Genomic DNA, 26,565 nt, shown 5'->3' on the forward strand with positions numbered 1-26,565 from the left:
GCGGCGCGTGATCTGCAGCGGCGAGGCGCTGTCGGGCACGCTGGCGCGGCGCTGCCAGGCCGCGCTGCCCGGGGTGGAACTGCACAACCTGTACGGCCCGACCGAGGCGGCGGTGGACGTGACGGCCTGGCAGTGCCAGCCCGGCGACGGGCGCATCGCGGTCCCGCTGGGCCGTCCGGTGGCCAACACGCGCATCTACGTGCTGGACGGACAGCAGCGGCCGGTGCCGGTGGGCGTGCCGGGCGAGCTGTACATCGGCGGAGTGCAGGTGGGACGCGGTTACCTGAACCGTCCGGAGCTGACGCGGGAACGCTTCCTGGCCGACCCGTACGGCCAGGGCGAGGGCGCGCGCATGTACCGCACCGGCGACCTGGGGCGCTGGCTGGCCGACGGCACGCTGGAATACCTGGGGCGCAATGACTTTCAGGTGAAGGTGCGGGGCTTCCGCATCGAACTGGGCGAGATCGAGGCGGCGCTGGCCGGCCTGGCGCGCGAGGTGGTGGTGATTGCCCGCGAAGACCGGGACGGCGACCAGCGGCTGGTGGCGTATTACACCGGCGAGGCGGACGAACAGCGCCTGCGCGACCACGCGGCGCAGGCGCTGCCGGCCTACATGGCGCCGGCGGCGTACGTCAAGCTCGATGCGCTGCCGCTGAGCCCGAACGGCAAGCTGGACCGCAAGGCGCTGCCGGCGCCCGGGGACGATGCAACGCCACGGCATGAATATGCGGCGCCGGCGACCGCGACCGAGGCCGCGCTGTGCGAAATCTGGCAGGAACTGCTGGGGACGGAGCGGGTCGGCACCGCAGACAACTTTTTCCAGTTGGGCGGCCATTCGATCCTGGTGATGAGGATGCTGGCTGTCGTCAATAAACGGTTCGACGTGAACCTGACCGTGGCAACGGTATTCGACAAGGCGAGCTGCGCCAGCCTCGGGACGTATATCGACCTGTTGACCGCGCTGAAGCGCAAGCAGCCGACAGAAGAGCCTGCGGGCCAAGAACAGTATGTGGAGGGAGAATTATGAACATTGAACAATTGCTGTCCGAACTGCCGGAACACGGCATCCAGCTTTGGCTGGAAGAGGGAAAACTGAAGTTCCGCGCCCCTGCGAGCGGCCTGCCGGCGCACTTGCGCGAGCAGATCGTCGGCCACCGCGAGGAAATCATTGCGCTGTTGAAGCAGCAGGGCAATAGCGGCGGCGACGATGTGCCGCGCCCGCTGGGCCGGGACCAGCCGCTGCCGCTGTCGTTTGAGCAGGAACGCCTGTGGTTCCTGCACCAGCTGTTTGACGAGCAGGCGCTGTTCAACATGGTGCATGCGTTTGAATGGCAGGGGAACGTGGACGAGGCATTGCTGGAAAAGGCGATCCGCCAGGTGATCGAACGCCATGAAATCCTGCGTACCCGGATCGAGGTCATCGACGGCGTACCGTTCCAGGTGCCGGCCGATGCGGCGCGCTGGAAACTGGTGGTCGACGACCATCCCGGCGCGGATTGCCAGGCCGGCTACCAGGCCATTTGCCAGCAGGTCTATGACCAGGAATTGAAGACCGTGTTCGACCTCGCCAATGGTGAAGTCATCCGCACCCGCCTGTTGCGCTTCGATGGCTGCGCGGTGCTGTTCTTTTCGATGGACCATATCGCCAGCGATGCCTGGTCGCAGCAAATCCTGCTGTCGGAGTTGTCCGAGTTTTACCGTGCCGCGCTTGAAAACCGCGCCTGTGCGCTGGCGCCGCTGGCGGTGCAGTACGCCGATTACGCGGCGTGGCAACGCCAGCGCCTCGCCAGCGGCAAGCTGCAGGACTCGATAGCGTTCTGGCGCAACAACCTGAACGAGAGCAGTTTCCAGACGCGCCTGGCCCCGGATCGTCCCCGTTCAGCGAAGAAGTCATTCCGTGGCCAGACGGTCCCGTATGCCCCCAGCCCCGCGCTGCTGCACAGCCTGCGCATCCTGTGCGAGCGCCACGCGCTGACGCCGTCGAATGTCATGCTGGCGGCGTATGCGCTGCTGGTGGCCCGCTACAACCGGCACGATACGGTGAGCTTCGGTATTCCTACCGCAGGCCGGGAGCAACCGGAAGTACAGGCGCTGATCGGGTTCTTCGTCAGCGCCATCGTTTGCCGCATCGACGTGCCGCAGTCCGGTTCCGCGCTGTCCTACATGCGCATGGTGCAGCAGCGCGTGCTCAAAGCCCTGGAACACCAGCAGGTGCCGATCGCATGCCTGGCCGAGATCTTGAACCAGGGCCGGGTCGCGTCCGGGCATCTCGATATCCCGATGGCATTCAACTTCGTGGACGAGAGCGGGGAACAAAGGGCGGCAGGGCAGGGCATGCTGCCGGTGAAGGCCATGCCTCTGGGCGCCGACGAGTGCGTCGCCAAGCACGAGGTCACGCTCTACCTGGCGTCGACAGCGGACGGGATTTCCGGCTGGGTCGAATACAACGCGGACCTGTATTCAAGCGCATCGATGGCGCGTTTCGCCGAACACTACGACGTGCTGCTCACGCGCCTAGTGCGGGACGCCGAGCGGGACCTGCGCACCATTTCATGGTACGACGACGCCGACATCCTGCACCGGCTGAAGGCCGAACATCCGGACGCGGTGCGCGCATTCCCGCTGTCGCCGGTGCAGCGCGACATTTATTTCAGCGCGCTGTTGAACCGTTCGACCAAACGGAACAACCTGGGCTGCGCCTCGCCGATCTACCAGCCGATCGACCTGGCACGCTGGGAGGCGGCGGTCCGGCACCTGGTGGCCGGCAACGAGATGCTGCGGATGCGATTGCACCGCTTTAATGATGACAAAATCAATGACGTGTACCAGTGGGTGACCGGGAACACCGAGGCCGAGTATGAATTCCGTGACTGGTCCGGCCGGCACGAGCGCAGCGCCGGGGAGCTCGATGCGTTCATGGCCGAGTTCACCCACCGGCCCTTCGACCTGGAAAACGGCCCGCTGCACCGCATGGCGCTGATCCGCCTTGCCAGCGACCACCATGTGATCGTGCTGGCGGCCCACCATGTCCTGTTCGATGGGGGCGCCGTCGTGCTGCTCGGGGAAGAGGTCGCGCGGGCGTACCTGGACCCGGCGTACGCGGGCCAGCCGCCGCGCGGGACGGAACAGTTCCAGGCATACGTGGCGGCCATGGCGGCGGAGATGGATACGCGCGAGGTCATCGAATTCTGGCAAGGCAAACTGGCCGGCGTCGAGGCGCTGCCGGTGCCCCAGCTGGCGGCGGACACGCCGCTGGTCACCGACGCCTACCGCTTCGATCCCGACACGTGGGTGCAGGTGAAGCAGTATTGCCGCGCCAACGGCATCACGCCGGCCATCTATTGCAAAGGCATCTATGGCCTGCTGATCGATTATTATTTCCAGGGACAGGCGGACTTCCTGATTTCCGAGTTCAGCCTGGGCCGCACCGAGGCGCAGCTCAAGGACTGGGGCTGCTACTACCGGCAGCAGCCGTTCGTGTTTGCGCGCACCGCCCTGAACGGCGGGCGGACATTCAAGGAGTTCTGGGACTACCACAAGCAATTCCAGCGCGCCTGCAAGCCCTATACCGCGCTGAGCGCCCACGCGCAGGCGCGCCTGGCGCCGGCCCAGGGCATCGGCTTCATGTACAACTTCAACAGCTACATCAAGCCGATCGACATCCTCTATGGCAGCGGACCGGACGACCAGCAGGGTTTCATCCCGCAGATCGAGGACGCCGTGCAGTTCTACATGAAGAACGTGGCGCAGTACATGCAGGCCAGCCTGGTGTATCCGGCAGGCACGTTCACCGACAACCGCCTGCTGGAGCGCTTCGTCAGTATCACGCACCAGCTGTGCGCGGGCGGCCGCGAATCGCTGTCCATGCTGGACTTCCTGCTCCCCGACGAAGTGGCGCAGCTGGCCAGGTGGGAAGCGCAACGCGCCGCACCGGCCCCGCACACGGCCGGCGGACGCGCGCCGGACGTGCTCGCCCTGTTCGCGCGGCAATGCCAGGCCGACGGCGATGCGGTTGCCCTGCGTGACGCGGATGGCACCATGACTTACGCGGAACTGGATGCAAGGTCGAACGCCCTGGCGCAATGCCTGCGGCAGCGCTACCTGAAGCCGGGTGACAAGGTGGCGCTGCTGCTGCCGCGCGACCGCCGCTTTGCTGTCGCCATGCTGGCCGCCGCCAAGGCGTCGGCCTGCTACGTGCCGCTGGACCCGGACCACCCGCCCAAGCGCATCGATTACATCCTGGACGATGCCGCCGTGGCGGTGACCATCACGTGCGAGCAACACCGTGGCCTGGTCGATCCGCAGCGCTCGCCCTTGCTGTTGTGGGAGGGATTGCCGGAAATGCTGGCGGCAGTGCCGCAGGCCGCCGTGCACGCCACGGCGCCGTCCGATCCCGACCGCGATTTTTATGTGATCTACACCTCGGGCACCACCGGCAATCCGAAAGGCGTTCTGGTCAGCGCTGGCAACGTGGCCAGCCTGTTCGACGGCTGCAGCGGGCTGTTCGCATTCAGCGCGGCCGACCGCTGGAGCGTATGCCACTCGTTCGCGTTCGACTTTTCGGTCTGGGAGCTGTGGGGCCCGCTGGTGACGGGCGGATCCGCGTGCATCGTCGATGCCGCCACCATCAAGGATTCCCCGCGCTTCCATCAGTGGCTGCGGGAAAACCGCGTTTCCATCCTCAGCCAGACGCCATCGGCATTCCTGGCCCTGGAAGCGGCGGACCGCGGCCAGGACGCAACCGCCCTGGCGGCGCTGCGCTACGTGGTGTTCGGTGGCGAAGCGCTGGACATCAGCCACCTTGAGCAATGGCGCGTGCGCCATGCGCTGGGCAGCCCGGCTCTGGTGAACATGTATGGCATCACCGAGATCACCGTGCATGCGACTTTCCATGAACTGACCGGGGCAGACTTCGCCAGCGGGCGCAACACCATCGGCAGGGCGCTGCCGCACCTGACCACGGTGTTGCTGGACGACTGCCAGCGCCGGGTGCCGCCGGGGTTTGCCGGCGAACTGTATGTTGCCGGCGCCGGCGTGGCGCAAGGCTACCTGCACCGCGAAGAGTTGACGGGCCAGCGTTTCCTGGCCCTGCCCGGCCTGGGATACGGCGACGCGAAATTCTACCGTGCCGGCGACCGCGCCCGCTACCTGGCAGACGGCAATTTGCAATACCTGGGGCGCAACGACCGCCAGGTGAAGATCCGTGGCTACCGCATCGAGCTCGACGAAATTGAAAACGTCCTGCGCCGCTGCGAAGGCGTGTCCGCCGCCGCGGTGAACGTGGTGGAGTTCGCGCAACCCGTCGGCAAGCGCGTGGTCGCGTACGTCTGCCGCACGGGGACGGACGCGACCGACCTGGTCCCGCTGCTGCAGGAGCGCCTGCCGCATTACATGGTGCCGGCGAACTTCGTCGTCATGGCGCAGCTGCCGCTGACGGACAACGGCAAGATCAATTATCGCGCCTTGCCGCGCCCCGACCTGCAGGCCGAGGCCGACGCGCACGCGCCGCTGGAAACGCCGACCCAGGCCAGCCTGGCGGAAATCGTCGGCGAACTGCTGCAACAGCGCGTGGAGAGCAGGACCGCCAATTTCTTCGCGCTGGGCGGGCACTCCCTGCTGGCAACCCAGCTGGTGTCGCGCATCGAGCGCCAGTTCGGCCTCGAGATGCCGTTGCGTACCGTGTTCCAGTACAGCCGCCTCGACGAACTGGCCCATGAAATCGACCGGTGCCTGGGCGGGCAGGAGGCGGCAGGCGCGGGCAATGTGATCGCGCCATGCCCCCGCGACATGGCGCTGCCGCTGTCGTTTGCCCAGCAGCGTCTCTGGTTCCTGAACCAGGTGGCCCCGGACGATCCGTTCTACAACCTGCCGGTGGTGGTGCGGTTCAGGCAACTGGACGCTGCTGCGCTGGAACAGGCGCTGGCCTACATCATTGCGCGGCATGAAGCGTTCCGCACCAATTTCATCGTGGATGGCCAGGGGCGGCCGCATGTGGCCGTCAACGAGCCGCCCGCGCAGTGGCAACTGCAAACCCTGGACCTGTCCGGGCTGCCGGAGCCGCAGCGGCGTGAGCGTGTGGAAGCCGAAACGCTGGCCAATGCGGCAACGCCATTTGATTTGCAGGCCGACCTGCTGCTGCGCTGTAAGCTGCTGGACCTGGGCCACGAATATGTCCTGTTGCTGGCCACCCACCACATCGTCGCCGACGGCTGGTCGCTGGAAGTGCTCAAGCGCGAGATGGCGCAGCTGTACGAGGCGTTCAGCGCGGGCCTGGCGTCGCCGCTGGCGCCCCTGCCTATCCAGTACAGTGACTTCGCATACTGGCAGCGCCAGTGGCTGAGCGGGGAGCGCCTGCAGGCACACCTCGATTACTGGCGGCAGCAGTTCCATGGAGTGGAACAGCTTGATTTCCCGCTCGACCGGGTACGCCCGTTGCAGGCCAGCTACCGGGGCGACTACGTGCCCCTGGCCTTGACACCGCGCGTTTCCGCCGGGCTGCGGGCCCTCGCGCGCGACCAGGACGCGACGCTGTTCATGGTTTCCCTGGCGGCCTGGTACGTGCTGCTGGCGCGCTGCAGCGGGCAGACCGACCTGTGCGTCGGTACCCCGATCGCCAACCGCAACCATGCGGCCACCGAGGCGTTGGTGGGATTCTTCGTCAACACCCTGGCACTGCGGGTGCAACTGGAGGAGACGGCGACATTCGGCAACTTCCTGCAGGTCGTCAAGCACACCGCCCTGGACGCGTATGAGCACCAGGACATGCCTTTCGAACTCCTGGTCGATCACTTGAACATCGAACGCGACGCCAGCCGCAATCCCCTGTTCCAGATTATGTTCGTGCTGCAGAACGTGCCGAAAAACGTCGCCTCCAGTGACGCCGACGGCCCGGCGGGCGAATTGCTGGAATCCGGCCGGAAGAGCTCGATTTTTGATATGCGCGTGGAGCTGTTCGACAATTCCGAAGCCTTGTCCGGCGGGATCGAGTTCAATACCGACCTGTTTGACCGCGCCACCATCGAGGCGCTGGCCGCCGCCTACCAGCATCTGCTGGGCCAGCTGGTCGAGGAACCCGGCCGGTGCGTGATGGACTACGCCCTGCTGGACGCCGCCGCCGAACGGGAACAGGTGGCAGCATTCAACAGCACCGACGCCGCGCTGGACGACGCCGTGTGCCTGCATCACATGGTGGAGCGCCAGTGCCGGGCCACGCCCGGGAAGATCGCGTTACGTTACGAAGAGCAGTCGATGACGTATCGTCAACTCGATGTGCAGGCCGGGCGCGTTGCCTCGCGCTTGCGGGCGCTGGGGGTGCGCGGCGGCGATCTGGTGGGCGTTGCGATGGACCGCTCGCTGGAAATGGCGGTCGCCCTGCTGGGCATTTTGAAGGCCGGGGCGGGCTATGTGCCGATCGACCCCGAATATCCGGCTAACCGTTGCAGCTACATGCTGGAAGACACCGCCCTCAACGTTGTCCTGACCCAGCAGCATTACCGGGACTGGCCGGTACTGGGCGGTGTCGGCCACGTGCTGGTGATGGCGGACGGACAGCTGCTGGAAGCGGACGCCGCGCAGGCTGGGCCACTGGCGGTTGAGGCGGCCTGCGCCGATTCGCTGTGCTACGTGATCTATACTTCCGGCTCGACCGGGCGCCCGAAAGGCGTGGAGAACATCCACCGCGCCCTGGTCAACCGCATCGCGTGGATGCAGGCACAGTACGGGCTGACGGCCGGCGACGTCGTGCTACAAAAGACGCCGTACAGCTTCGATGTGTCGGTCTGGGAGTTTTTCTGGACGCTGGCGTACGGGGCGACCCTGGTCATCGCCCGGCCCGGCGGGCACCGCGACCCGCAGTACCTGGCCTCGCTGATCCGGCGCGAAGCCGTCACCACCCTGCATTTTGTGCCGTCGATGCTGCACACTTTCCTGCGCCTGGCGGATATGCCGTCGTGCGCCAGCCTGCGCCGTATCATCTGCAGCGGCGAGGCCTTGGGCACGGACCTGGCGCGGTGCTGCAAAGCACAATTGCCCCATGCGGACCTGCACAATCTCTATGGTCCCACGGAAGCGGCGGTCGACGTCAGCCATTGGACCTGCGATGGCGTGGATGACCGCCGGCCGCTGCCGATCGGCCGGCCGATCAGCAACTGCAAGCTGTTCGTGCTCGACGCGCGCGGTGAATTGCTGCCCCGTGGAGCGATAGGTGAACTGCACATCGGGGGCGTGGGCCTGGCCCGTGGCTACCGGAACCTGCCGGACATGACGCGCGAAAAGTTTATCGACTCGCGCCGGCTAGGCATGCGTTTGTACAAGACCGGCGACAAGGCCCGGCATCGCTTGGACGGCGCGCTGGAATATTACGGCCGGATCGACCACCAGGTGAAGATCCGTGGCCTGCGTATCGAACAGGGGGAAATCGAAGCGGTGCTGATGCGCGGCGGCGACCTGTCGTCCGCCACCGTCGCCGTGTGGGAAAACCGGGATACGGCGCCGGAAAGCGCGGCGATGGGCGACAACAAGCTGCTGGTTGCCTACGTGGTGCCTGCCGGCGACACACTGCAGCCGCCTGCCGAGGCGGACGGCGCCTCGCTGGCGGACAGCAAGGTCGGCCAATGGAGCCATGTGTTTGACGGCATCTATTCCGCGTCCGACGAGGGCGCCCACCCGGAATTCAATATCGTCGGTTGGAACAGCAGCTACACCGGGCAGGCCATCGATCCGCGTGAAATGGCCGATTGGGTGGACAACACGGTCAGCCGCATCCGGGGCGTGCGCGGGCGGCGCGTGCTGGAAGTGGGTTGCGGCACGGGCCTGCTCCTGTTCCGCCTGGCCAAAGGCACGGAGCGCTATGTCGCCACCGACGTTTCCGGGCGCGCCTTGGCCGCCATCGACGCGCATGTGGGCCGGGCGCCGGACCTGGCGCACGTGCAGACCGTGCAGGCGGCGGCCGACGCCTGTGCCGGCATGGTGGAGGGACGGTTCGACACCATCGTCATGAACTCGGTGATCCAGTATTTCCCGAGTGTCGAATACGCGGGAAACGTGCTGGACGTGCTGGTCGGGAAAGTGCCCGAGGAAGGCGGCTCGCTGTTCATCGGCGACGTGCGCCAGTTCGAACTGATGCGGGCGTTCCACGGCAGCATGGTGTGCTTCGATGCGCCGCCGCACAAGGCGGTCGGCAGCCTGCGCCGCGAAATCAACGAATCCGTCGACGAGGAATCCGAATTGCTGTTGCATCCGGCGTTCTTCCACGACTTTTGCCAGCGCCACGCGCGCACGATCCGCTGCGAGATCCTGTTGAAGCGGGAAGACCATGACAATGAGATGGCAAACTTCCGCTATGACGTTGTGCTGACGGTCGCGGCAAGCGGGGCGCCGACGGCCGAGGTGCCGGCCGCCGACCTTTGCCACCTGGCCTGGTCCCGTGACCTGGGCGATATCGCCAGGCTCGATGAGCTGGCGGTCGACCGCACCTACGTCATTTCCGGCGTTCCCAATCCGCGCGTGCAGCGGCACGTCGAACTGGTGGAGAAAATCTTTGCCGACGACACGGACGGGCACCAGACATTGGGCGACCTGCGCGCCGCTGTGCCGGATCGCGGGGGGGCGGACCTGGGGGCGTTCTGGCAGTGGGCGGAGCGTCATGACTGGCGCCTGGAAATGGCTTGCAGCCGGGACGACCTGCGGTGCGTCGACCTGCTGCTGGCCGGGCCGCGTGTCGAGCACCGTACCTGGCCGACGCTGGCCGAATGGCAGTTCGAGGCGGGCCGCCGCGCGGCGCGCGAGCCGGTCCATGCCAACCAGCCCATGCGGAAAACCATGGCGGGCCTGCTGGTCAAACGCCTGCGCGCCCGCGCCGAGAGCGAACTGCCGGCCTACATGGTGCCGCAGCAGTTCATCGTGATCGACAGGCTGCCCCTCACCGCCAGCGGTAAGCTGGATAGGAAGGCGCTGCCCGCGCCGAAAACCGCCAACCAGCTGGCACAAAACCCTGACCATTACGTCGCGCCGGAGACCGCACTCGAGCGGCAGGTGGCGCAGTTGTGGTGCGATCTCTTGCAGATTGAGAAGGTTTCCATGACAGCCGACTTCTTCGCGCTGGGCGGGAATTCGCTGATGGCGGTTGAATTGGCCGCGCAAGTGAAGAAGCTGAGTGGCCGGCAAGTACCCTTGATCAGTATCTTCAATCATCGGACGCTGGATGCCTTCTGCCGCTGTGTGGATGGCCAGGACACGGCGCAGCAAGCTACGGCGGTGCAGTTCGGCGTGGCAATTCCGCTGGCAAGCCAGCCTCAGGGCGACATACTGTTCTGCATTCACCCCGGCACGGGCGACGCCTATTCATACCGCGCACTGGCAGCCCACCTGCAGCCGCACGCCAGCGTGTGGGCCATCCAGGTTCCCGGTTTCGAGGCCGCAACGGCCGATCCGATCGCCGTGCAGCATGCGGCGCTGACGCTGGAGGAATACACGTCATTCACGTCGCTGGCGGCGTACTACTGCGAAGTACTGAAAAAAGTACAGCCGGCGGGACCGTATCGTATCCTCGGCTGGTCTTCCGGTGGTTTGCTGGCACTCGAGATAGCCCGTCAACTGCAGGCGCGCGGCGAGACCTTGAGCTTCATTGGCATGGTTGACAGCCAGGTGCCCGATGCCGGTCGCCGTGACTACGAACTGGATGATCTCTCCTGTTTGTCCGACGGCGAACCCGAAACGGTGCGCGCGCATCCGTTATACCCGTTGATGGAAACGTTCGGTATAAAGCAACTATCCTCGTCGGCTCAACTGAACCACATGATCCGCATAACCAAATACCTGCGCAAGCTGGAAGGCGCGCATTTGCCGGTCATGCCGACAGGGCCGGTGTACTTGTTCGAGGCCAGGGATGAGCCGTCAGCTGGCGAAGGTGGGGGCCGGTTGCGTGCCGGCTGGCAAGGCTTGGGTGCCAGGGACTTGCGTGTGTATCAGGTGCTCGGGACGCACTACACCGCCTTGCACGGGGACCATGCGGCCTCGTTCGCGGGGATGCTGGCTGAGTTGCTGGGGCAGGCTGGATGAGCAAAGCCATTCGGGCGGGGTGGCGCCCGTCCCCGTCATCGGAAATGCCGCTGCGCTCCCCCGATCATGGTGAATACCGTTTCCGCATGGCATAGGAAGCATCCTTTTGCCAAAAATACCAAGGGAAGTGCTGATCAATTCAGTTTCCCGCGCCTCCGACCTGATGCAATCGGTCTAACGGCGCCGTGAAAAAATTGTTGGAAAACGGACCAGTACAGCTCCGTCCCTTGGTGGCGCATCGCTATTATCGGCCTTGCCTTTCGGGCTTGTGCCTTTCGCTTTACATCGCCACCGAAGGTTCCCGCAGTTCAACGTAAGAGCCGGAATCAGGCTGACGCTGCCTCTATGCCGGACACCGCCTGACCCGTAAGCAGGTAACGGCCAGACTGATCGCGGGGCAACATCTCTCCCCGGTTTTGATGTCATCTTAGTACTTTCGACACTTGAACGGCAGTTCACGGTTGTTCGTCTTCATTGATCCATACTTGATGCCTAGAAAGCACCTTGTCCATAACACTCACGACCCTGGCTTTTGACCAGCGCCGCTGATGGTGGTTTGCAACCCGCTCCTGCAAGCCGATTGCGAGGGGCCATACTCTTATCTTTTACACCGCTTGCTGCGGCACACTGATATCGGTCACCCAGGCTTCATTGGGGCGCGTCGGCGCAAAGTTCTGGTTGAGCAGATTGTCGGCGATCGGCAGGTCGTGGTTCGAGTTCGTCGTCGCCTTGAATTTCCTTTTCTGCTTGCAGCGCAAGCCAAGCTCCGGCACGGGCGCGTGATCCGGTCACGGCCCGCTACAAAGTCTTGTGCTGCAAGTTTCGGCTGCATACGCAGCGGACCATAACGGACGCACCGTACAAGACGAAATTGCGTCGGCCAAATGGCTGTCGCGGCATGGCAAGGGTTCCGCAGCCGTCGAGCGCAACAAGAGCATTCACGACATGTTCGGGGTGACGCCCGAACATCCGGCGTACTCAGCGCTGTGGAGGAATCTTCGCGGGACGTATTGGTACCTGGAATCCAATGGCCAATACCTGGTCAACTACGGATCGCGTTATCGGCGCGGCATGCCGATCAGCAGCAGTATCGCCGAATCGGCAGTCAATGAAGTCGTGAGCTTGCAGCACCCAAAAAAGCGGCAGATGCGCTGGACCAATAAAGGGGCACACCTGCTCGTTCAGGTCCGGGAGGCCGTGCTGAACGGCGACCTGAAAATGCGAGAAATGCCGGAACTGCGACCCACCCGAGCAAAGCAAAAATCTGAACGCCCTGCCTTCAGTTTTATCTGCTCTCTAGGACGCTAGGTAGTATGCTGCAAAAAAATAAAAGTGAAAAACGGCATGTTGTTCTTGTATATTATTTTTTGAAAATGTTGCAAAATTAAAAATTACTTCGATATGATCAGCTGTCTTGAACTGGAGCGCTGTCGATGCGCCACCGGAAAGAAGTGCACCTTAACCATGCATGTGATTAATAACAATCCCTTTACTAATATTTTCGAAATCTATCAGCTCGGCGGGGGCAAGATCCGTATCTTTCTCTTCCAGGGGACACTTGGAGAAACAAGCTACGGGTTTGTTTTCTGGTGCTGCGGCAAATCCGTTATCGTTCAATTGCACCGGCCGGATGATGATGGCCGCCTCAATGCGGCCATGCTGTGCGACCTGTTCCGGCAGGCGACAGTTAGCCACATCGAACGGGGCATGCCTCTATGAGTTCCATTGCTAAGTTGCTGACCACGCTGACACAGCGCGGCGTAGCGCTGTCCATCGACGGGACCAAGCTGGTTTCCGGCGCCCAGTCGGGGGCGATCGACTGCCCGACGGCGCTGGCGATCAGCAGTAAAAAGGCGCAGTTCATCTCGCTCATCAAGGGCGAAGGCGCCCCTCGACCAGCGGCATTTTGGCGCACGCCGCTGGCCGGGCCAATGCCGTTGCGCGTCGCCGTGCAATCGGATATGGTGCTGGCCGACAGCTTGCGCGCCTTCACATGAACACCCCCACCTCCACGCCCTTTGCGCACGAAGCACTGGTAATGCCAGGGGCACGCCCGGCCGTCCCCTGGACTGTTCGCTGGCCAAGTGCGGCGTTACCGGTCACGCCGCTGCTGCATTGCATGCCGTTCGATGAGTCCAGCTTCGACAGCATGCGCTTTGCCGAATGCGGTATCGCGTGCCCACCGTACATCGCGCAGGCAGTGCGTAGACGGCAGGCCGAATATTTCCACGGCCGGCAGTGCGCCCACTCCGCGCTGCGGGAGCTTGGCTATCTTGGCACCGTAAGAACGGGACCGATGCGCGAACCAGTCTGGCCGCAGGGCATGGTCGGTAGTATTACGCATGGCCGCGCGCTGGCGGCGGCGGTGGCGTTGCCGTCGTCGGTGTGCCGTGGCATCGGTATCGACATCGAAGAGGTGGTTGTGGCGGAAACCCGGGATGCGCTGCGCAGCACGGTGGTTTCTGCCGACGAGTACGCGCTGCTTGTGTCGTATTCGGACCAACTGGATATCGGCGTGTTGTTGACGTTGGTGTTTTCCGCCAAAGAGAGTTTTTTCAAGGCAACCTCCGCCGCAGTGGGCCATTACTTCGACTTCGACGCGATTATTCTGCAAGGCATCGAGATGGAACGCCGCGAGCTACTGTTTTCAGTCAGGGAAACGCTGTGCGACGGTTGGCGCTGCGGGCAGCAGCTGCGCATCGGGTATGTTCCATCGCTGGCGGGCTGCATTGCCACGATGTTTGCTTGGCTGTGACAAAGCCGGTCAATTTTCGGTCGGCGTCAACAGCATTTACCTTTAAGAGTTCGCACGGATTACAAGGCTGCTGCCATGATCGTTACTTAAGTGATAATCCCAATTATCACTCAAGCATTTATGGTGATTTTTGCCGGAAAACACGGTACCATGACGGCTTTGCCCGCACCGCCCGTGGATCCTTCCGCCGCTCCGACACGCCCCTTGGCGGACCACGCCGCCCATCCGGATCATCGGCGCCGGTTGCCGCCGCCCGCCGCCACCGGCGCGGCGCAACACGCCACGCGCGAGGCATAAATGGCCCAGCATACCGACGTGCTGCTGGGCTCCTTCGCCTATACCCGCAACGATCTCCAGGCCCTGCGTGCGCACTGCCGGGGCATGCCGCTGGAACGCATCGCCGACCTGTACTACAGCGCCGACAGCGCGCCTTGGGCGCACGGCCTCGGTGCGTTCCTGGACCAGATGCAAGCCCGGCTGGCGCAATACGCCATCGACCAGCGGCCGGCGCTCACCGCCCAGCTGGAACAGGCGCGCCGGACCGGCGCATGGCCCGCCGCGCTGCTGGAAGCCGTCGTGCAAGCGGCGGCCGGCACAACGCGCGCTCCCGCGCCGGCCGATCGGCTGGATCAGTGGCTGCGCCCGCGGACCGCACAGGCCTTGCACACCGAAGGCATCCAAACGGTCGGCGAACTGGTGAGCCTGATTAACCGTCGCGGCGCCGCCTGGTGGCGCGCCGTGCCGCGCATCGGCGTGCGGCGCGCCGCCGTGATCCTGGCCTGGCTGCGGCGCCACCCGGACCAGCTGGGCGACGTCTCCCCTGCTCCGCTCACCGCCGCGCCGCCAGCGGCCATGCAGCTGCTCGACCCGGCACGGGCGCAGGCCATGGTGCCGCTGGGCCGCTTTACCTTGCCTGCGCGCTTGGACGGCCATGACGGCGCCAACCGGGCCGCGTCCTTCTGCTTTATTTCAGCGCGCGACGACCTGGCCGCCGTGCAGTGCTATCTGGCGCGCTACGACGGCCAGGCGCACACCCAGCGCGCCTACCGCAAGGAACTGGAGCGCTTTGTGCTGTGGGCGGTGCACGTGGCCGGCAAGCCGGTGTCGTCGTTGCTGGTAGACGACTGCGAAGCTTATAAGCGCTTCCTGGCGGCGCCCTCCCCGGCTTTTTGCGGCCGGCCGGCACAGCGCGGCAGCGCCCTGTGGCGGCCGTTCGCGGACACCCCGATGGCGCCGGCCTCGCAAAAGTATGCGCTGATGGTGCTGCGGGCCGCGTTCGACTACTGGGTCAAAGTGCGCTATTTGGCCGGCAATCCGTGGACCGTGGTCAAAGACCCGGTGGTGCGCCAGGAGCTCGATGCCATTCAAGTCAGCCGCGCGCTGTCGCCCGAGGCCTGGGACACGCTGGTGGCCACGCTGACGCGCCGCGCCGAGGTCCGGGAAAACAGCCAAGACCGTGTGGCGCTGGCGGCGATTTTATTGATGGGGGACTCCGGCCTGCGGCGCGAAGAGGCGGCCAAGGCCATGCGGCAGGCACTCGCGCCCAGCCCCCATGCCCGCGGCGTGTGGATGCTGAAGGCCGTGGGCAAGCGCAACAAGACGCGCCTGGTGCCGGTCAGCCAGCGCACCATTGCCGCCTTGCAGGCGCATTGGCGCGATCATGGCCACGATTTCACGCACCCTGAACAAGACCGGCCGCTGTTCGTGCCGGTGACGGTGCCTGGCACCGCCAGTGCACAGGCGCGCCACAGCGATGGGGTCGGCCTGCGCGGCTACACGCCGAATGCGGTCTATGCCCTGGTCAAGGCGACGCTGGCCCGCGTCCGGCAGCAATTGAGCAGCCTGGACAATATGCCCGGCATCACAGCGGACATCACCATCGAGGATATCGAGCAGTTGCATCGCACCAGCCCACACGCGTTCCGCCACACGTTCGGCTCGATCGCGGTAGAAAAAGACATGCCACTCAACATCGTCCAGGAAATCATGGGACACGAGGATTCCGCCACGACGTCGCTGTATGTCAAAGCACGGGAAAAGCGCATTGCCAACGAGGCGGCGAAGTTCTACGGAGAACAGGCGCCCGGGACGCCCGACAACGCCATGGCCGTTAACACCACGGCGGACAGAACGGGCTCCGCGTAACCGTCTGCGCGGCGGTGGCGAAACGACGCTGCGAGCAGGCCGCGCCATCGTTTAATCAGGAAAGCACCCTGACCGGCTGGAGTTGTCCTCGACGAGGGTATCCAGGGACGGCGTTGCCGCTGTGCGCAACGCCCCCCCGTCTTCGCGGCTGGAACGCAAGGACGCTAGATAACCCCCGCGTCAGAGAGCTTCTTGCCGACATTCGCACGGCTGGCAACGGTGAGTCCGGCAACCACCGATTTGAGGGAGGCCAGGTATACTGGCAAGTACGCTAACGACACCACCGTCACGCACTCTACCGCGTCGACCAACTCATCGGTTAATACATCCATGAGATTTTCCAGGCGTCCTTGCGAATGCGTTCCAATAATCGCCGCTGCGGTAGACCGGCAGAGCGCAATCAATTCCGGTCCCGCCTTCTGGTACACCCCGAGATGGGTGTGCTCGGTTGCCAGATCGTTCAGTGTTCGCGTGCTTTCGATCCCGGGCAGCATCGCGTCATCGCCCAGCACATACAACGGGGCATTGGTGACCAGTATAGGGGTAATAAACGGGATCACCGGGCCATCTGCCCCCAAGCAGTATTCACAGAGGCTTTCGAGGAGCTTCGGCACGGCAAACCGCAGTTGTTGCAGCCCGTGACGCACCTGCTTGGGATCTGCGGAATCAGGGGATAACGATACGCCGCGCGTGCAGTAGACCGGCGGCTCCAGCGCCTTCATTCCATCAAAGCCGTAGATCACATGCGTGCTGAGCCATTGGAAGGGTGAAAAAGCCGTCATCGTCACCGGTTCATGGTGCGGCGCCGTGGAGAACACCCAGGCGACGGCCGGGGATGCATACTTACATTCCAGCAGCACGTTCAGGTATTTGTCCACTGCCACGTCATCGCAAAGTGCGGTGAGATCACTGGAGAGCAGCAGGTCCACGGAAAAATCCGTGACCCGGCCATGCTCGTTTTCACGTCCATACGAAAACTCACCGTTGACGATGTAGCCGCTACGGTGCGCAATCATGCCCACCTGATGTTCGAGGGGGAGGCTTGACCGCAGCAGGTGGGCAAGCATCTTGTCATTGAACGGCTGCTGGCGCATATTTTGTTCACCTCATAGGTTGCATGGATCGCGCGCGACGGCCGTTGAAACCGCCCGCAGGAAGGGACTGCGTAAGATCCGCTTTACAGGGTCTGATCGGCGAACGCGGCCTGGAATGCCGCCTCCATCCGGGCCAGTTCATCGTCGCTCAGCTCCTTGAATTCCTTACGCTTGCCCTTCGAGAGCGTCCCCTTATTTTGATAGAGCAGCTTGATCAGCAAATCCAACCGGGCATTCGGGATATCGACGATGTCACGAATGGCGGCTTTGGCCTGGTCATAACCGCGGATGAATAAGATCTCCGACACCAGTTCCGTGTTAATCGTCTGCTCGACCGCATGGAGTAAATAATTCGCTTGAAGCGTCAGATCGGGATAGCGGTAAGATCCCGATACTTCCGCAGGATTGTTAATCGTCAGGACCTCGTCCTCATCGATATCGATTCGCACCACGGTTCGCAACGGTTTCGAAAATGCTTCCAGCACGCCGTCATACTCGCGCGGGTGATGCAACATGTATGCCGACACCGGCAAGATCATCCCTTCGGGCACGACGCCGTCACGCGTCAGGAAATCATGGATCAGAAAACGGTGGATACGTCCGTTCCCATCCTCAAACGGGTGCACAAACACGAAACCAAACGAGATCAAGGCCGCCCGCACCACCGGATTGAGGCCGGCGGTCCGGGTTGCGCAATCGAGCAGCCCGTCCATCAAACTGCGCACCATCTGGCCGGGGGGGCACACGTAGTGCACGATGGGTGAACGGCCGGGCATGGATTCGCCCACATAATTCTGCCAGTCGCGAAAACCAGCCTGGGCATAGCGCTGTTCGACAATCAGGTTTTGCAATCCGGTGAGGGTGGTCTCGGCCAGGATGTCTTCCACCGCGGACGTCCCCGCGTCGTGCAGTGCGCGGACAAAGCGCTGTTCCCGATCGGCGGTCGGCGTCTCACGCTCGATGTTGAATGACGAACGGGTTTCCTTGAAATACAGGTAATCCACGGCGCGCTGAAACAGGGCCGGATCGACCTTGTCCTTGAAGGCGTGGAGTTGCGAGGTAAAGTCCATGTCCAGAAGCGCCCGAATCGTGGGGACCTTGCGCACCACGGGACAAAAGCGCACCGAGCCCAGCAAGTTGTCATTGACGTGCCACCGGGTGTTCTTGACCGGCGTGGCGGCCACCAGATACTTGTCGGGATCGAGCAGGTCGACATACGCCCCACCAATCGCCACCGACAGCTCTAGCGTCTCGGCATTGAGCAACTCGTACAAATAACCCAACTGCCGGGCGTACTTGCCATTGGGCTGGCTTTCGACATACTGGCGCACGCGGTCGGCGCCAAGCTGGTCGAACGACTGGCACAGGACGTCCAGGTTAAAATCGTCGTACTTGAGCGCAAAGACGAGATGGCCAAACGGATCGTCGCCCGGCCAATAATTTTGCGGGAATATTTCCTGCACCACGCCCGGCTTGGTCGCGTCGGCGCGCGTGCGTGCGCCGATGTACGACTCATGCGATAAGGGAAAAGTCGCCAGCCCCCACTCTCGGATGAGCCACTTGTAGCCGACAGGGCGTTCATTCTCTTCCATGCTTCAATGACAATATTTTTAGTTAGCCGGTGCTTATTGTTGCATAAAAACGCTACAAGTCGAATTGAAACATTAAAAAATAAGAATAATTGCGTAAAAACGTTAAAAATTTATGAGGGGTCCCCTTCTATCGCCGCGCTAACCTGATGAAATTTCATATTGGAAACTTATTCACTTAAAAGTGATGTTTCATCATTTGTTGGAAATCCAGATTTCATTGAAAATTCTTGCAAAATTTCAATGGAAAGAGCATTGACCCGCTGCGATGGAAAAGGCTGGCTGGCCGGATGCCCCGGCCTTATGGCCTCACAGGTCCCCCGGAATTCGCGCCGGCAAGCGGCGCAGATCAATCACCGACATGATGGCAGGCTATTGGCCAGCCTTGCAAAGTTCTTCTCCTCAAGGGGTGGATTTACCTATTGAGGTGTCCGAACAAATTAGATCACTGCAGGACAACATGGGACGATCACTGCTGAAATGGCAAACGGTGATGGCAACCCATTCGTCGACTATGAGAGGTTTCAGAACGACCGAGCAGAACTGGAAGCGATGGTGGCAGCAGGATTAATAACAATCACCTACCGCCATCCTGAAAGCATGACGAGCAAAAATATGACGACATCGTTGGTTTCTTCAGGGTGAAATAAAAATAGGTACGGTATGGAGTACGATGATCTCAGTTCTCATGTACTCTTATCCCTAAAATAGAATAAATTCAATTACAAAATATTTAATATATTATAAAACTAATACTTTTACCATTCTGGCGTGCTTCCCATAATATAAACCAGCTTTTTAGGTAAATCAGTATGATGCTGCGTTGAGTTCAACTTATTTTTTGATATATTTTCAGAAACGTCTGACATTTTTTTTACTGAAAGCGCTTCCCCCGTTGTATTTATAACACACCGCTTTCGAGCCCGCTTAAGCATTGTGCGATAAGAAACCATCGTCAAGTCAAATCCGTTCTCATTCAAATGTTCTAATATCTCTTGGTGAGAGTAGCCCTTGCTCCGCGCATCTTCTATATTGTCCAGTTCATTTTGCAGCCTTCTCTGAATACTTGGTGTGCCCCCTGCAATAAACTTTCCCCAGTCAATTTTTTCATTCATTTTTTAATAGTCGATCTTTAATAACATTTCAGACATATACGTGGTCCCTAAATTTTACAATGGCTCGCCATTGGCAGAATATACAAAACTTGCCTTGCTTTTCAGTCGTCCGCGTGTTTGAGATACATACCTATGATGCTGTTAAATCTCTTCAGAGTGCCTCTGAATGTGTCGATGGTGTGTCGATGGTGTGTCGATGAGGTGTCGATCAAGTGTCTACGAGGTGTCTTTTCTGTGTCCCCATAATGTACCTGAACTGTCTTGAAAGTGTAGACTAAATGTCCCTGAATGTACCTAATACGTTCTCAAACGTGCTTCCCGTCGACACATCAGTCATGACAAAGAAGCACGCATAGTGACCAGAAAGGGCCGGATGTCCCGAAGTCGCCCTGAATTTTGTTGACTAGATCTGTAGCGTTGAAATACCATCAGACCGTCGAGAGATCGGCATCTGTCTCCCTGCCCTCTTTGCTACCCATATGGATAGCAAAGATTTCCCTTTTCCGCAGCTACGCGGAATCTCGCGCATCCGGGTTCGGCCCATTGATGCGCACGAACACCCCCGCCATGTTTCCTTACAAGAACTAACGCTTTCTGAGGCTAAGCAAGAAAAACTCAGGAACAGTGAGTGTCGAGCATCTCCAGTAAAATCAAGCGCTACAAGGCATTTCGGAATACTAAGCACGTAGTGAACGCAATATCCAACCGCAAGCCAAGCAGGGCCTGGTGAAAGCAGCAAGTGGCGTCAGTGAAACCGCACCCACAGCGAATAAACTTCCGCCTGCCCATGCCCCAAAGCGCCGCATGTGACCACCACCACGGTCCCGGTATCGTCGGCCAATGAAGCAACCAGAGTGACCATGCCTACTCAGGGCACATGGACGGCTCGATGTGATTGGCACATCGGCGTTTATGACCGTCACGACGCCTACGGGCGGGAAAGTGACCTATGAGGTGCCGGCGCCACCTTCATCATTCCAAGAACAGGGATGGAAGCGCCGCGTGAGAAACCACGTGAACGTTCCGGGCTCAACAGCGGGAAGTTGAGCAACCAGTTACCGAAAGGTGCTGGCGCATATCCAGGTAGCGTTGGTGGCTGGATGCGCGAAATAAGTATTCTTAAGTTCGGGTCCATCACCCCGCTAAAAGTACGCCGTGCGCAATTCCGAGGAATCGCTTTTACCGGCTCATTTGTGCTTTCGTCGAGTGAGCACAATGGGCCAGCGAAGTGCCACCTTTGGTGCTACCAGAACGCAATGAGTAGCACGGGGGCACTTAACTCTATTCATTGATATTCCGGATAATGCAATCTACAATATAGGTTGCGCCTATGGAGAAATAAAAGGATGCTCAAATGACTTCACTGTTTCAGCATATCCAGAAAGTTGCGAAGGACGATGTGCGGTTGTTTTTTTCGCCATTCGTTGCACTGATTGCAGCGATTAAGAAGGAATTAAAGCGCCCTCCCATCCGTTAATCCATGGCAGCCATACCGGATAGGTAAGCTGGATGAGGTGCCACATATTATGTTTTATCGTGTGATACTCCGTCCGGATATTTAGCGATTCGCGGCAACGCCATACTGGACCTTGTACGCCAACTCACGCCCATCCACCGGTATGATTGAATCGACGAAGGCCATTCACTTCTGCGCTTTCTCGCGATCACCGCACCGTGGGGGTAGTAAACGAGCTTTTCTGCTCAGCAAACGCTTTCAGCCCCTCGGCGACGGATTTTGTAAACTATCAGCCGGTGCCATAGCCATAACGAAACGGCGCGCATCCTTGCCAAAGGTAGCCGACAGAATATCGGTCCCCCATACACGCAAGGCCACATCCTCGACGCGCGTGACGGCAGCCAGAGACTGGAAATTGCCCGTGAACTGATTGCCCACGTTAATTTCCCCTTTCTGGTAAGTGCCATCGACGTAAGCGTCGATCCAGTCTTCCGATTACCCACAACTCGCTTGTAAACCTTCAACGATTCTGTTAACTTTTTCTACATGAGGAATCGGATTGCAATCAGATGACGACACGGGGCACGCCAAGCGATTCCCTATCTCGTCATCCGTTAGCAACGGAAGATGAGCAGGCATGGATTGATCAAGAAAATGCCGCCTGTATTTTCCGAGATGAGCGGCTCAAGAAACGCTTTCGGCGGTTGCTCCAGCAATTCTGGTCGAGCATGGGGCAAAGCATTCCATTTGCCTGCCAAGACTGGGCCAACACGAAGGCCGCCTATCGCTTTTTCTCCAATGATCATGTCAGTGAGCAGGACATATTGGGCGGACATTTTCAGGCGACGCGAGAGCGCTTTGCAAATGCGGACGGGCCGATACTTATCCTTCAAGACACAACTACCTTCTCCTATCAGCGTGATCAACCGGAGCGTATTGGCTTCATCGGAAAAAGCAACATCCGCAAGATCGACGGCCGCAGAAAGCAGCTAACCCAATGCGGAATTTTGATGCACTCGAGTTTGGCCGTGACGACAGAAGGTGTTCCGCTTGGTCTGGCAGCGATCAAGTTCTGGACGCGCAGTAAGTTCAAGGGCTGTAATGCACTTAAAAAGACAATCAACCCAACGCGCGTGCCTATCGAAGAAAAGGAAAGCTATCGCTGGTTGGAGAATTTGAAGCAGTCAACCAAGCTATTTGACGCCCCTGAGCGTTGCGTACATATCGGCGACCGAGAAAGCGACATCTACGAGTTGTTCTGTACCGCGCAAGACGTTGGTACGCACTTCCTTGTCCGCACCTGCGTCGACCGCCTGGCTGGTGATGGCGACCACACCATCGCTCAGGAGATGGAGGAAGTGAAGTTAAAAGGTCTGCATCGCGTTCGGACATCAGACCCAAAAGGCAACGTCGTCGAGGCAGTTCTGGAAATCCGTTATCGCCGCATCAAGGTGCTACCGCCCATCGGAAAGCAGAGCCGCTATCCAGCTCTCTTCCTAACCGTGATCCATGCGCGCGAACGCGCCCCGCCAGTAACCCGGACGCCGGTCGAATGGAAGCTAATCACAGATTTACCAGTTGCATCCCGGCGCGAGGCAATTGAAAAACTGGATTGGTACGCCATGCGCTGGAAAATCGAAACGTTCCACAAGATCCTAAAATCGGGATGCCACGCGGAAGACTCTCGATTACGTACAGCGGAGCGGCTCGCCAATTTAATCTCCGTTTTTTGCGTTATTAGCTGGCGTATTTTTTGGCTGACCATGCTCAATCGAACGTGTCCAGATGCTGAGCCGGAGATTGCGCTGACGTCAGCGGAAATTGAACTCCTCAACCGCTTAGTGAAAGACAGCAAGAGGTCCCGCGAACAACTTCCGCTTTCGCGCTATCTCGAAAAGATCGCGCAGCTCGGCGGTTACCTTGCTCGCTCCAACGATTCGCCCCCAGGTAACATCGTCATGTGGCGGGGCATGCGCCGCCTTGCCGATATGCAGCTAGGCTTCAACCTTGCATCAGAAAGATATGGGTAATCGGAAGCCTGAATGGACGCTTACCCATCGACCACGATGAAGAGCAAGCGGGATTTGAAATGCATTCTGGGACCACAGCAAATGGCCGGCGCGGAAAGCCTGTGCAGCCGCCATCGTCAGGGCAATCACGATCAGGATCGCGCGGGAAATATCGACGCGACCCATGTCGCTGAATTGCGGCGCAAAGTACATGCCCGCAACGCGCGAGCTACGCTCAAGATCGCCGCCCACATTCAATGCGATCAGCCACCAAGTTGCTTTGCCCGCAAACATGGCACCGACGGAATCCTTCCCTCTCCCGGACGCCGGCGTCGGTCTCTTCCAAAATGTATCCCTGAAATGCGCCGCGCTCGCTATCGGTGGTGCCAGGCCACACGATTTTCCGACGCAAGTCGCGCGTGAACATGGCCAGGAGCGGGGAACTAGGGAATGGCGGCAGCCGCCTGAAGCAATAACGATGCAACGACTGAACGCGCAGTTGCATTGGTGAACGACACGTCAGTGCAGAAGTTCAGCCGGGGCTGATTGGGCGGTGATGACACACGGCGCCGCGCAGAAACTCCGATTTCAGCTCAGGCACCGTAGGCGTCTACAACGGCCGACAATTGCATTCAGCACTAGGCATCTGCCGCCCGCTGTCAATTTCCGGCATATTGGCGCCACCGATTTTCGGCGTAATGGCGCCACTTTTGACTGCGATTTCAGGGGCTCGAACAGGGTTGCAAGAATGCGCGATTTAGCCTGTTTTTGCAACAGCAATTCCGGGCTAAAAATGGTATATAAAAGCAGCGCGCATTCCAGTCGGGGGATGTGACCGGCGTGCCGGGCACATCCCCCGAAAGCAGTAGTCAGTCGCCCTTCGGGGCGCGTCCCTTTGAGGCTGGTGGCCCAGACTTGTCTGCCATCGGTTTCAGACTGCGGTAACTCTCGCCATCCAGCACCACCCTGTAAGCGCCATGGCGCAACCGATCCAGCGTGGCCGCGCCCAGCATCTTGTTGGCCGGGAAGGCCGCACCCCATTCCGAGTAATCCAGGTTGCTGGTCAGGATGGTGGCGGCACGCTCGTAGCGCTCGGCGATCAGGTCGTGGAAATCCTCGTCCTCGGGCGGGCGCAGCGGTTTGAGGCCGAAATCGTCGATCACCAGCAGCGGCAACTTGGCCAGGTACTGGAAGCGCCGTTCGTAGTTGCCCATGGCCTGCGCGGTGCGCAGGCTTTGCATGAGGTGGGATTGCGTGATGAACAGAACGTCGTAGCCCTGGCGGGCCGCCGCGTGGCCCAGGGCCTGGGCCAAATGACTCTTGCCAGTGCCACAGGGACCGGCGATCAGCACCGCCACTTTTTCCTCAATGAAGCGGCAGGTCGCCAAGTCATGGACGGCGGCGCGGTTGAGTGCCGGCAGGCGGTCAAAGTCGAAACCTTCCAGGGTTTTCTGGCTGCGGAAGTTGGCGCGCCGCATGCGCAGGTCCAGCTTCTTCTGTTCGCGCCGGGCCACCTCGTCGTGGATCAGCAGGCTGAGGAAGTCGGTGAAGGCCAGCTTGCGGTCAATGGCTTCGCGGTTCCTCGCTTCCAGCGAGTCGAGGATGCCGGACAGGCGCAGTTGTTTGAGCAGGGGCGTCAGTTCAGGAATTGGGTTCATGCTTGGTCTCACTGGAGAATGGTGTGGGTGGCGCGGTAGAAACGGCCGCCTTCGGTGTAGGTGCTGGCCATGGCGTCGAAGCCGGCCAGTTCGGTTTGCTGGTCCAGGCCTTTTTCGAGGATGCGCTTGACCACTTTCAGGCTCGGCGTGCCAAAGTGATTGGCGCGCGAGCAGGCCGCCTCCAGTCTGGCGTTGCCATATTTCTTGCGCAGCCCCAGCACGCCTTGCACCGCGCGCAGGCGGATCAGCACCGCATCACGGAACATGGCGCGCACCATGGCCTCGCAGGATGGGCCGACCCGTCCGGCCTCGGCCAGACACCATTGTGTGTCCTGCGTCAGCCAGGCTTGCGCGGCAGGCGGCATATGGTCCGGCAGGGTTTTACGTTCGCCACGCCGCTTGAGCCGGACATGGCTGGCCACGCTCTCATGACCCAGGTACAACGTCACCATGGCCTCTGCGGCTTTGAGCCACAGATGCTGGCCAACCAGCTTGAACGGCGCCGAGTAATAGTTGTATTCGTACTGGACGTGGGCGTCGCGGTGGACCTTGACCTTGGTCCAGATGGCCAGTTGCGGCGGCACGTCCGGCAAGGGCTTCAACAGGCTTTTCTCCACGTCGGCAAAGCGCTGCAGCGGCTGCTCGCGGGTGGTGCCGTGGATACGGTTGCCGGCAACCGTCATCACCCATTCGTGCAGTTGCCGGTTGGCGTCGGCCAAGTCGCGGAACTCGCGCAGCGGCAGGAAATTGCCCTTGATATATTTGACGCCCGATTCCACGACACCTTTTTTCTGCGGGTCCCTCGGCGGACAGGCGTCAATTCGAAAACCATATCCTTCGGCGCATTCGCCGTAGGAACGCTGGACTTCCGGCTCATAGGTGCAGGCCCGCGTGATGGCACACTTGGCGTTGTCGATGGTGACCCGCTCGACCACGCCACCGAACCATTCGAAGGCGCGGCGGTGGCAACCCAGCCAGGTCGCCACGGTCTGATCGCGCACAAACTCCGCATACTGGTGGCGCGACCAGCACAGCGTCATCACAAAGAACCACGTCTTGAACACTTCGCCGGTGTGCACGTCGGTGATTGGCGGCCCGGCGCCGAAGTCCACTTGCACCGCTTCGCCCGGCTTGAATTCCAGCCGCAACGGCACCTCAGGTAACTCCCCTGCGCCTAGCTGGTGCAGGAAACGGTACAGCGACGAATAGCTGCCGGTGTAGCCATGATTGCGCACCAGGGCGGCATGGATGGTGGTGCCCTGGATGCCGGCCGCGTGCCAGTTGGTGATTTGGGCACGCCACGGCTCCAGCGATGACACGCAGCTGCTCGGTGGCGGGGCTTCCTTGCGCCCCAGGACCGACGTCAGCGTGGCGTCATCCGGCAGCATGGTGTCGGCGGCCAGCCAGCCTTGCGCGCTGGCCACCTCCCGTACTTGCGCGATCTTTTTGCGCCCCATGGTCTTGGAGCGGGCGATCTCCCGATCGGAATCGCCCTGGCGCATGCGCGCCAGTATTTGACGGTATTGATACATCTCGAACCTCCTGTTGGTCACGACCTCTCCCGGCAAAATGCCGGGAGTCTAGTCGAACGAAGAAAGTTCGAGCCCCTGAGACGCAGGCGCCAAGTGGCGCCATTACGGCGGCGATCCGGTGGCGCCTTTACGTCGAAAATACCGTGGCGCCATT

12 protein-coding genes and 3 pseudogenes are annotated in these 26,565 nt (G+C 61.0%); 8 read left to right on the top strand and 7 right to left on the bottom strand.

Translation table 11 applies throughout. The features are described from left to right. A pseudogene (locus tag AC1RRC_RS32350) lies at positions 1-946 on the top strand (non-ribosomal peptide synthetase); the annotation flags it as partial. A gap of 77 nt (positions 947-1,023) precedes the next feature. Then, positions 1,024-11,058: an amino acid adenylation domain-containing protein gene (locus tag AC1RRC_RS32355; RefSeq protein ID WP_493059983.1), complete on the top strand. Its 10,035-nt coding sequence runs from the start codon at positions 1,024-1,026 to the stop codon at positions 11,056-11,058. Positions 11,059-11,684: 626 nt separating this feature from the next. On the opposite strand, the pseudogene AC1RRC_RS32360 reads toward AC1RRC_RS32355, so the two are convergent. Then, a pseudogene (locus AC1RRC_RS32360) lies at positions 11,685-11,905 on the bottom strand (IS3 family transposase); the annotation flags it as partial. Positions 11,906-12,099: 194 nt separating this feature from the next. Here AC1RRC_RS32360 and AC1RRC_RS32365 point away from each other — a divergent pair. From AC1RRC_RS32365 to AC1RRC_RS32385, 5 genes and pseudogenes are all read left to right on the top strand, one after another. Further along, positions 12,100-12,366, top strand: a pseudogene (locus AC1RRC_RS32365) (hypothetical protein); the annotation flags it as partial. Positions 12,367-12,522: 156 nt separating this feature from the next. After that, positions 12,523-12,777 carry a hypothetical protein gene (locus AC1RRC_RS32370; RefSeq protein ID WP_493059985.1) on the top strand — a complete coding sequence of 85 codons (255 nt, stop codon included), beginning with the start codon at positions 12,523-12,525 and terminating at the stop codon, positions 12,775-12,777. Continuing rightward, positions 12,774-13,055: a TubC N-terminal docking domain-related protein gene (locus tag AC1RRC_RS32375; protein WP_493059987.1), complete on the top strand. Its 282-nt coding sequence runs from the start codon at positions 12,774-12,776 to the stop codon at positions 13,053-13,055. The genes AC1RRC_RS32370 and AC1RRC_RS32375 overlap by 4 nt, the downstream gene beginning before the upstream one ends. Next, positions 13,052-13,813, top strand: coding sequence for a 4'-phosphopantetheinyl transferase family protein (locus tag AC1RRC_RS32380; protein ID WP_493059988.1), 762 nt, complete (start codon positions 13,052-13,054; stop codon positions 13,811-13,813). Before AC1RRC_RS32375 ends, AC1RRC_RS32380 begins: the two co-directional genes overlap by 4 nt. A 297-nt stretch (positions 13,814-14,110) precedes the next feature. Next, on the top strand, positions 14,111-15,958 hold the full coding sequence (locus tag AC1RRC_RS32385; protein ID WP_493059989.1) for a site-specific integrase: 1,848 nt from the start codon (positions 14,111-14,113) through the stop codon (positions 15,956-15,958). Positions 15,959-16,122: 164 nt separating this feature from the next. Here AC1RRC_RS32385 and AC1RRC_RS32390 read toward each other — a convergent pair whose 3' ends face one another. The 3 genes from AC1RRC_RS32390 to AC1RRC_RS32400 all read right to left on the bottom strand — a co-directional run bounded on the left by AC1RRC_RS32390 (position 16,123) and on the right by AC1RRC_RS32400 (position 19,756). Beyond that, positions 16,123-17,052 (bottom strand): hypothetical protein, encoded by a 930-nt coding sequence (locus AC1RRC_RS32390; RefSeq protein ID WP_493059991.1) that lies wholly within the window; start codon positions 17,050-17,052, stop codon positions 16,123-16,125. Between the two features lie 83 nt (positions 17,053-17,135). Beyond that, positions 17,136-18,644, bottom strand: coding sequence for a Fic family protein (locus AC1RRC_RS32395; protein ID WP_493059992.1), 1,509 nt, complete (start codon positions 18,642-18,644; stop codon positions 17,136-17,138). Positions 18,645-19,399: 755 nt separating this feature from the next. Further along, a complete protein-coding gene (locus AC1RRC_RS32400; RefSeq protein ID WP_493059993.1) occupies positions 19,400-19,756 on the bottom strand; it encodes a hypothetical protein in 357 nt (118 codons plus the stop codon). Positions 19,757-21,781: 2,025 nt separating this feature from the next. On the opposite strand from AC1RRC_RS32400, the gene AC1RRC_RS32405 reads away from it, so the two are divergent. After that, on the top strand, positions 21,782-23,242 hold the full coding sequence (locus AC1RRC_RS32405; RefSeq protein WP_493059995.1) for an IS4 family transposase: 1,461 nt from the start codon (positions 21,782-21,784) through the stop codon (positions 23,240-23,242). On the opposite strand, the gene AC1RRC_RS32410 is transcribed toward AC1RRC_RS32405, so the two are convergent. From AC1RRC_RS32410 to istA, 3 genes are all read right to left on the bottom strand, one after another. Further along, positions 23,225-23,515, bottom strand: coding sequence for a hypothetical protein (locus tag AC1RRC_RS32410; protein WP_493059997.1), 291 nt, complete (start codon positions 23,513-23,515; stop codon positions 23,225-23,227). The two genes, AC1RRC_RS32405 and AC1RRC_RS32410, sit on opposite strands and share 18 nt — an antisense overlap. A gap of 575 nt (positions 23,516-24,090) precedes the next feature. Further along, entirely contained in the window at positions 24,091-24,879 is a 789-nt protein-coding gene (istB, locus tag AC1RRC_RS32415; RefSeq protein ID WP_493059998.1) for an IS21-like element helper ATPase IstB, read from the bottom strand. 8 nt (positions 24,880-24,887) lie between these two features. Beyond that, entirely contained in the window at positions 24,888-26,411 is a 1,524-nt protein-coding gene (gene istA / locus AC1RRC_RS32420; RefSeq protein ID WP_493060001.1) for an IS21 family transposase, read from the bottom strand. Positions 26,412-26,565: the final 154 nt, after the last annotated feature.

Source organism: Pseudoduganella sp. GW821-FHT12E03, from assembly GCF_058807115.1.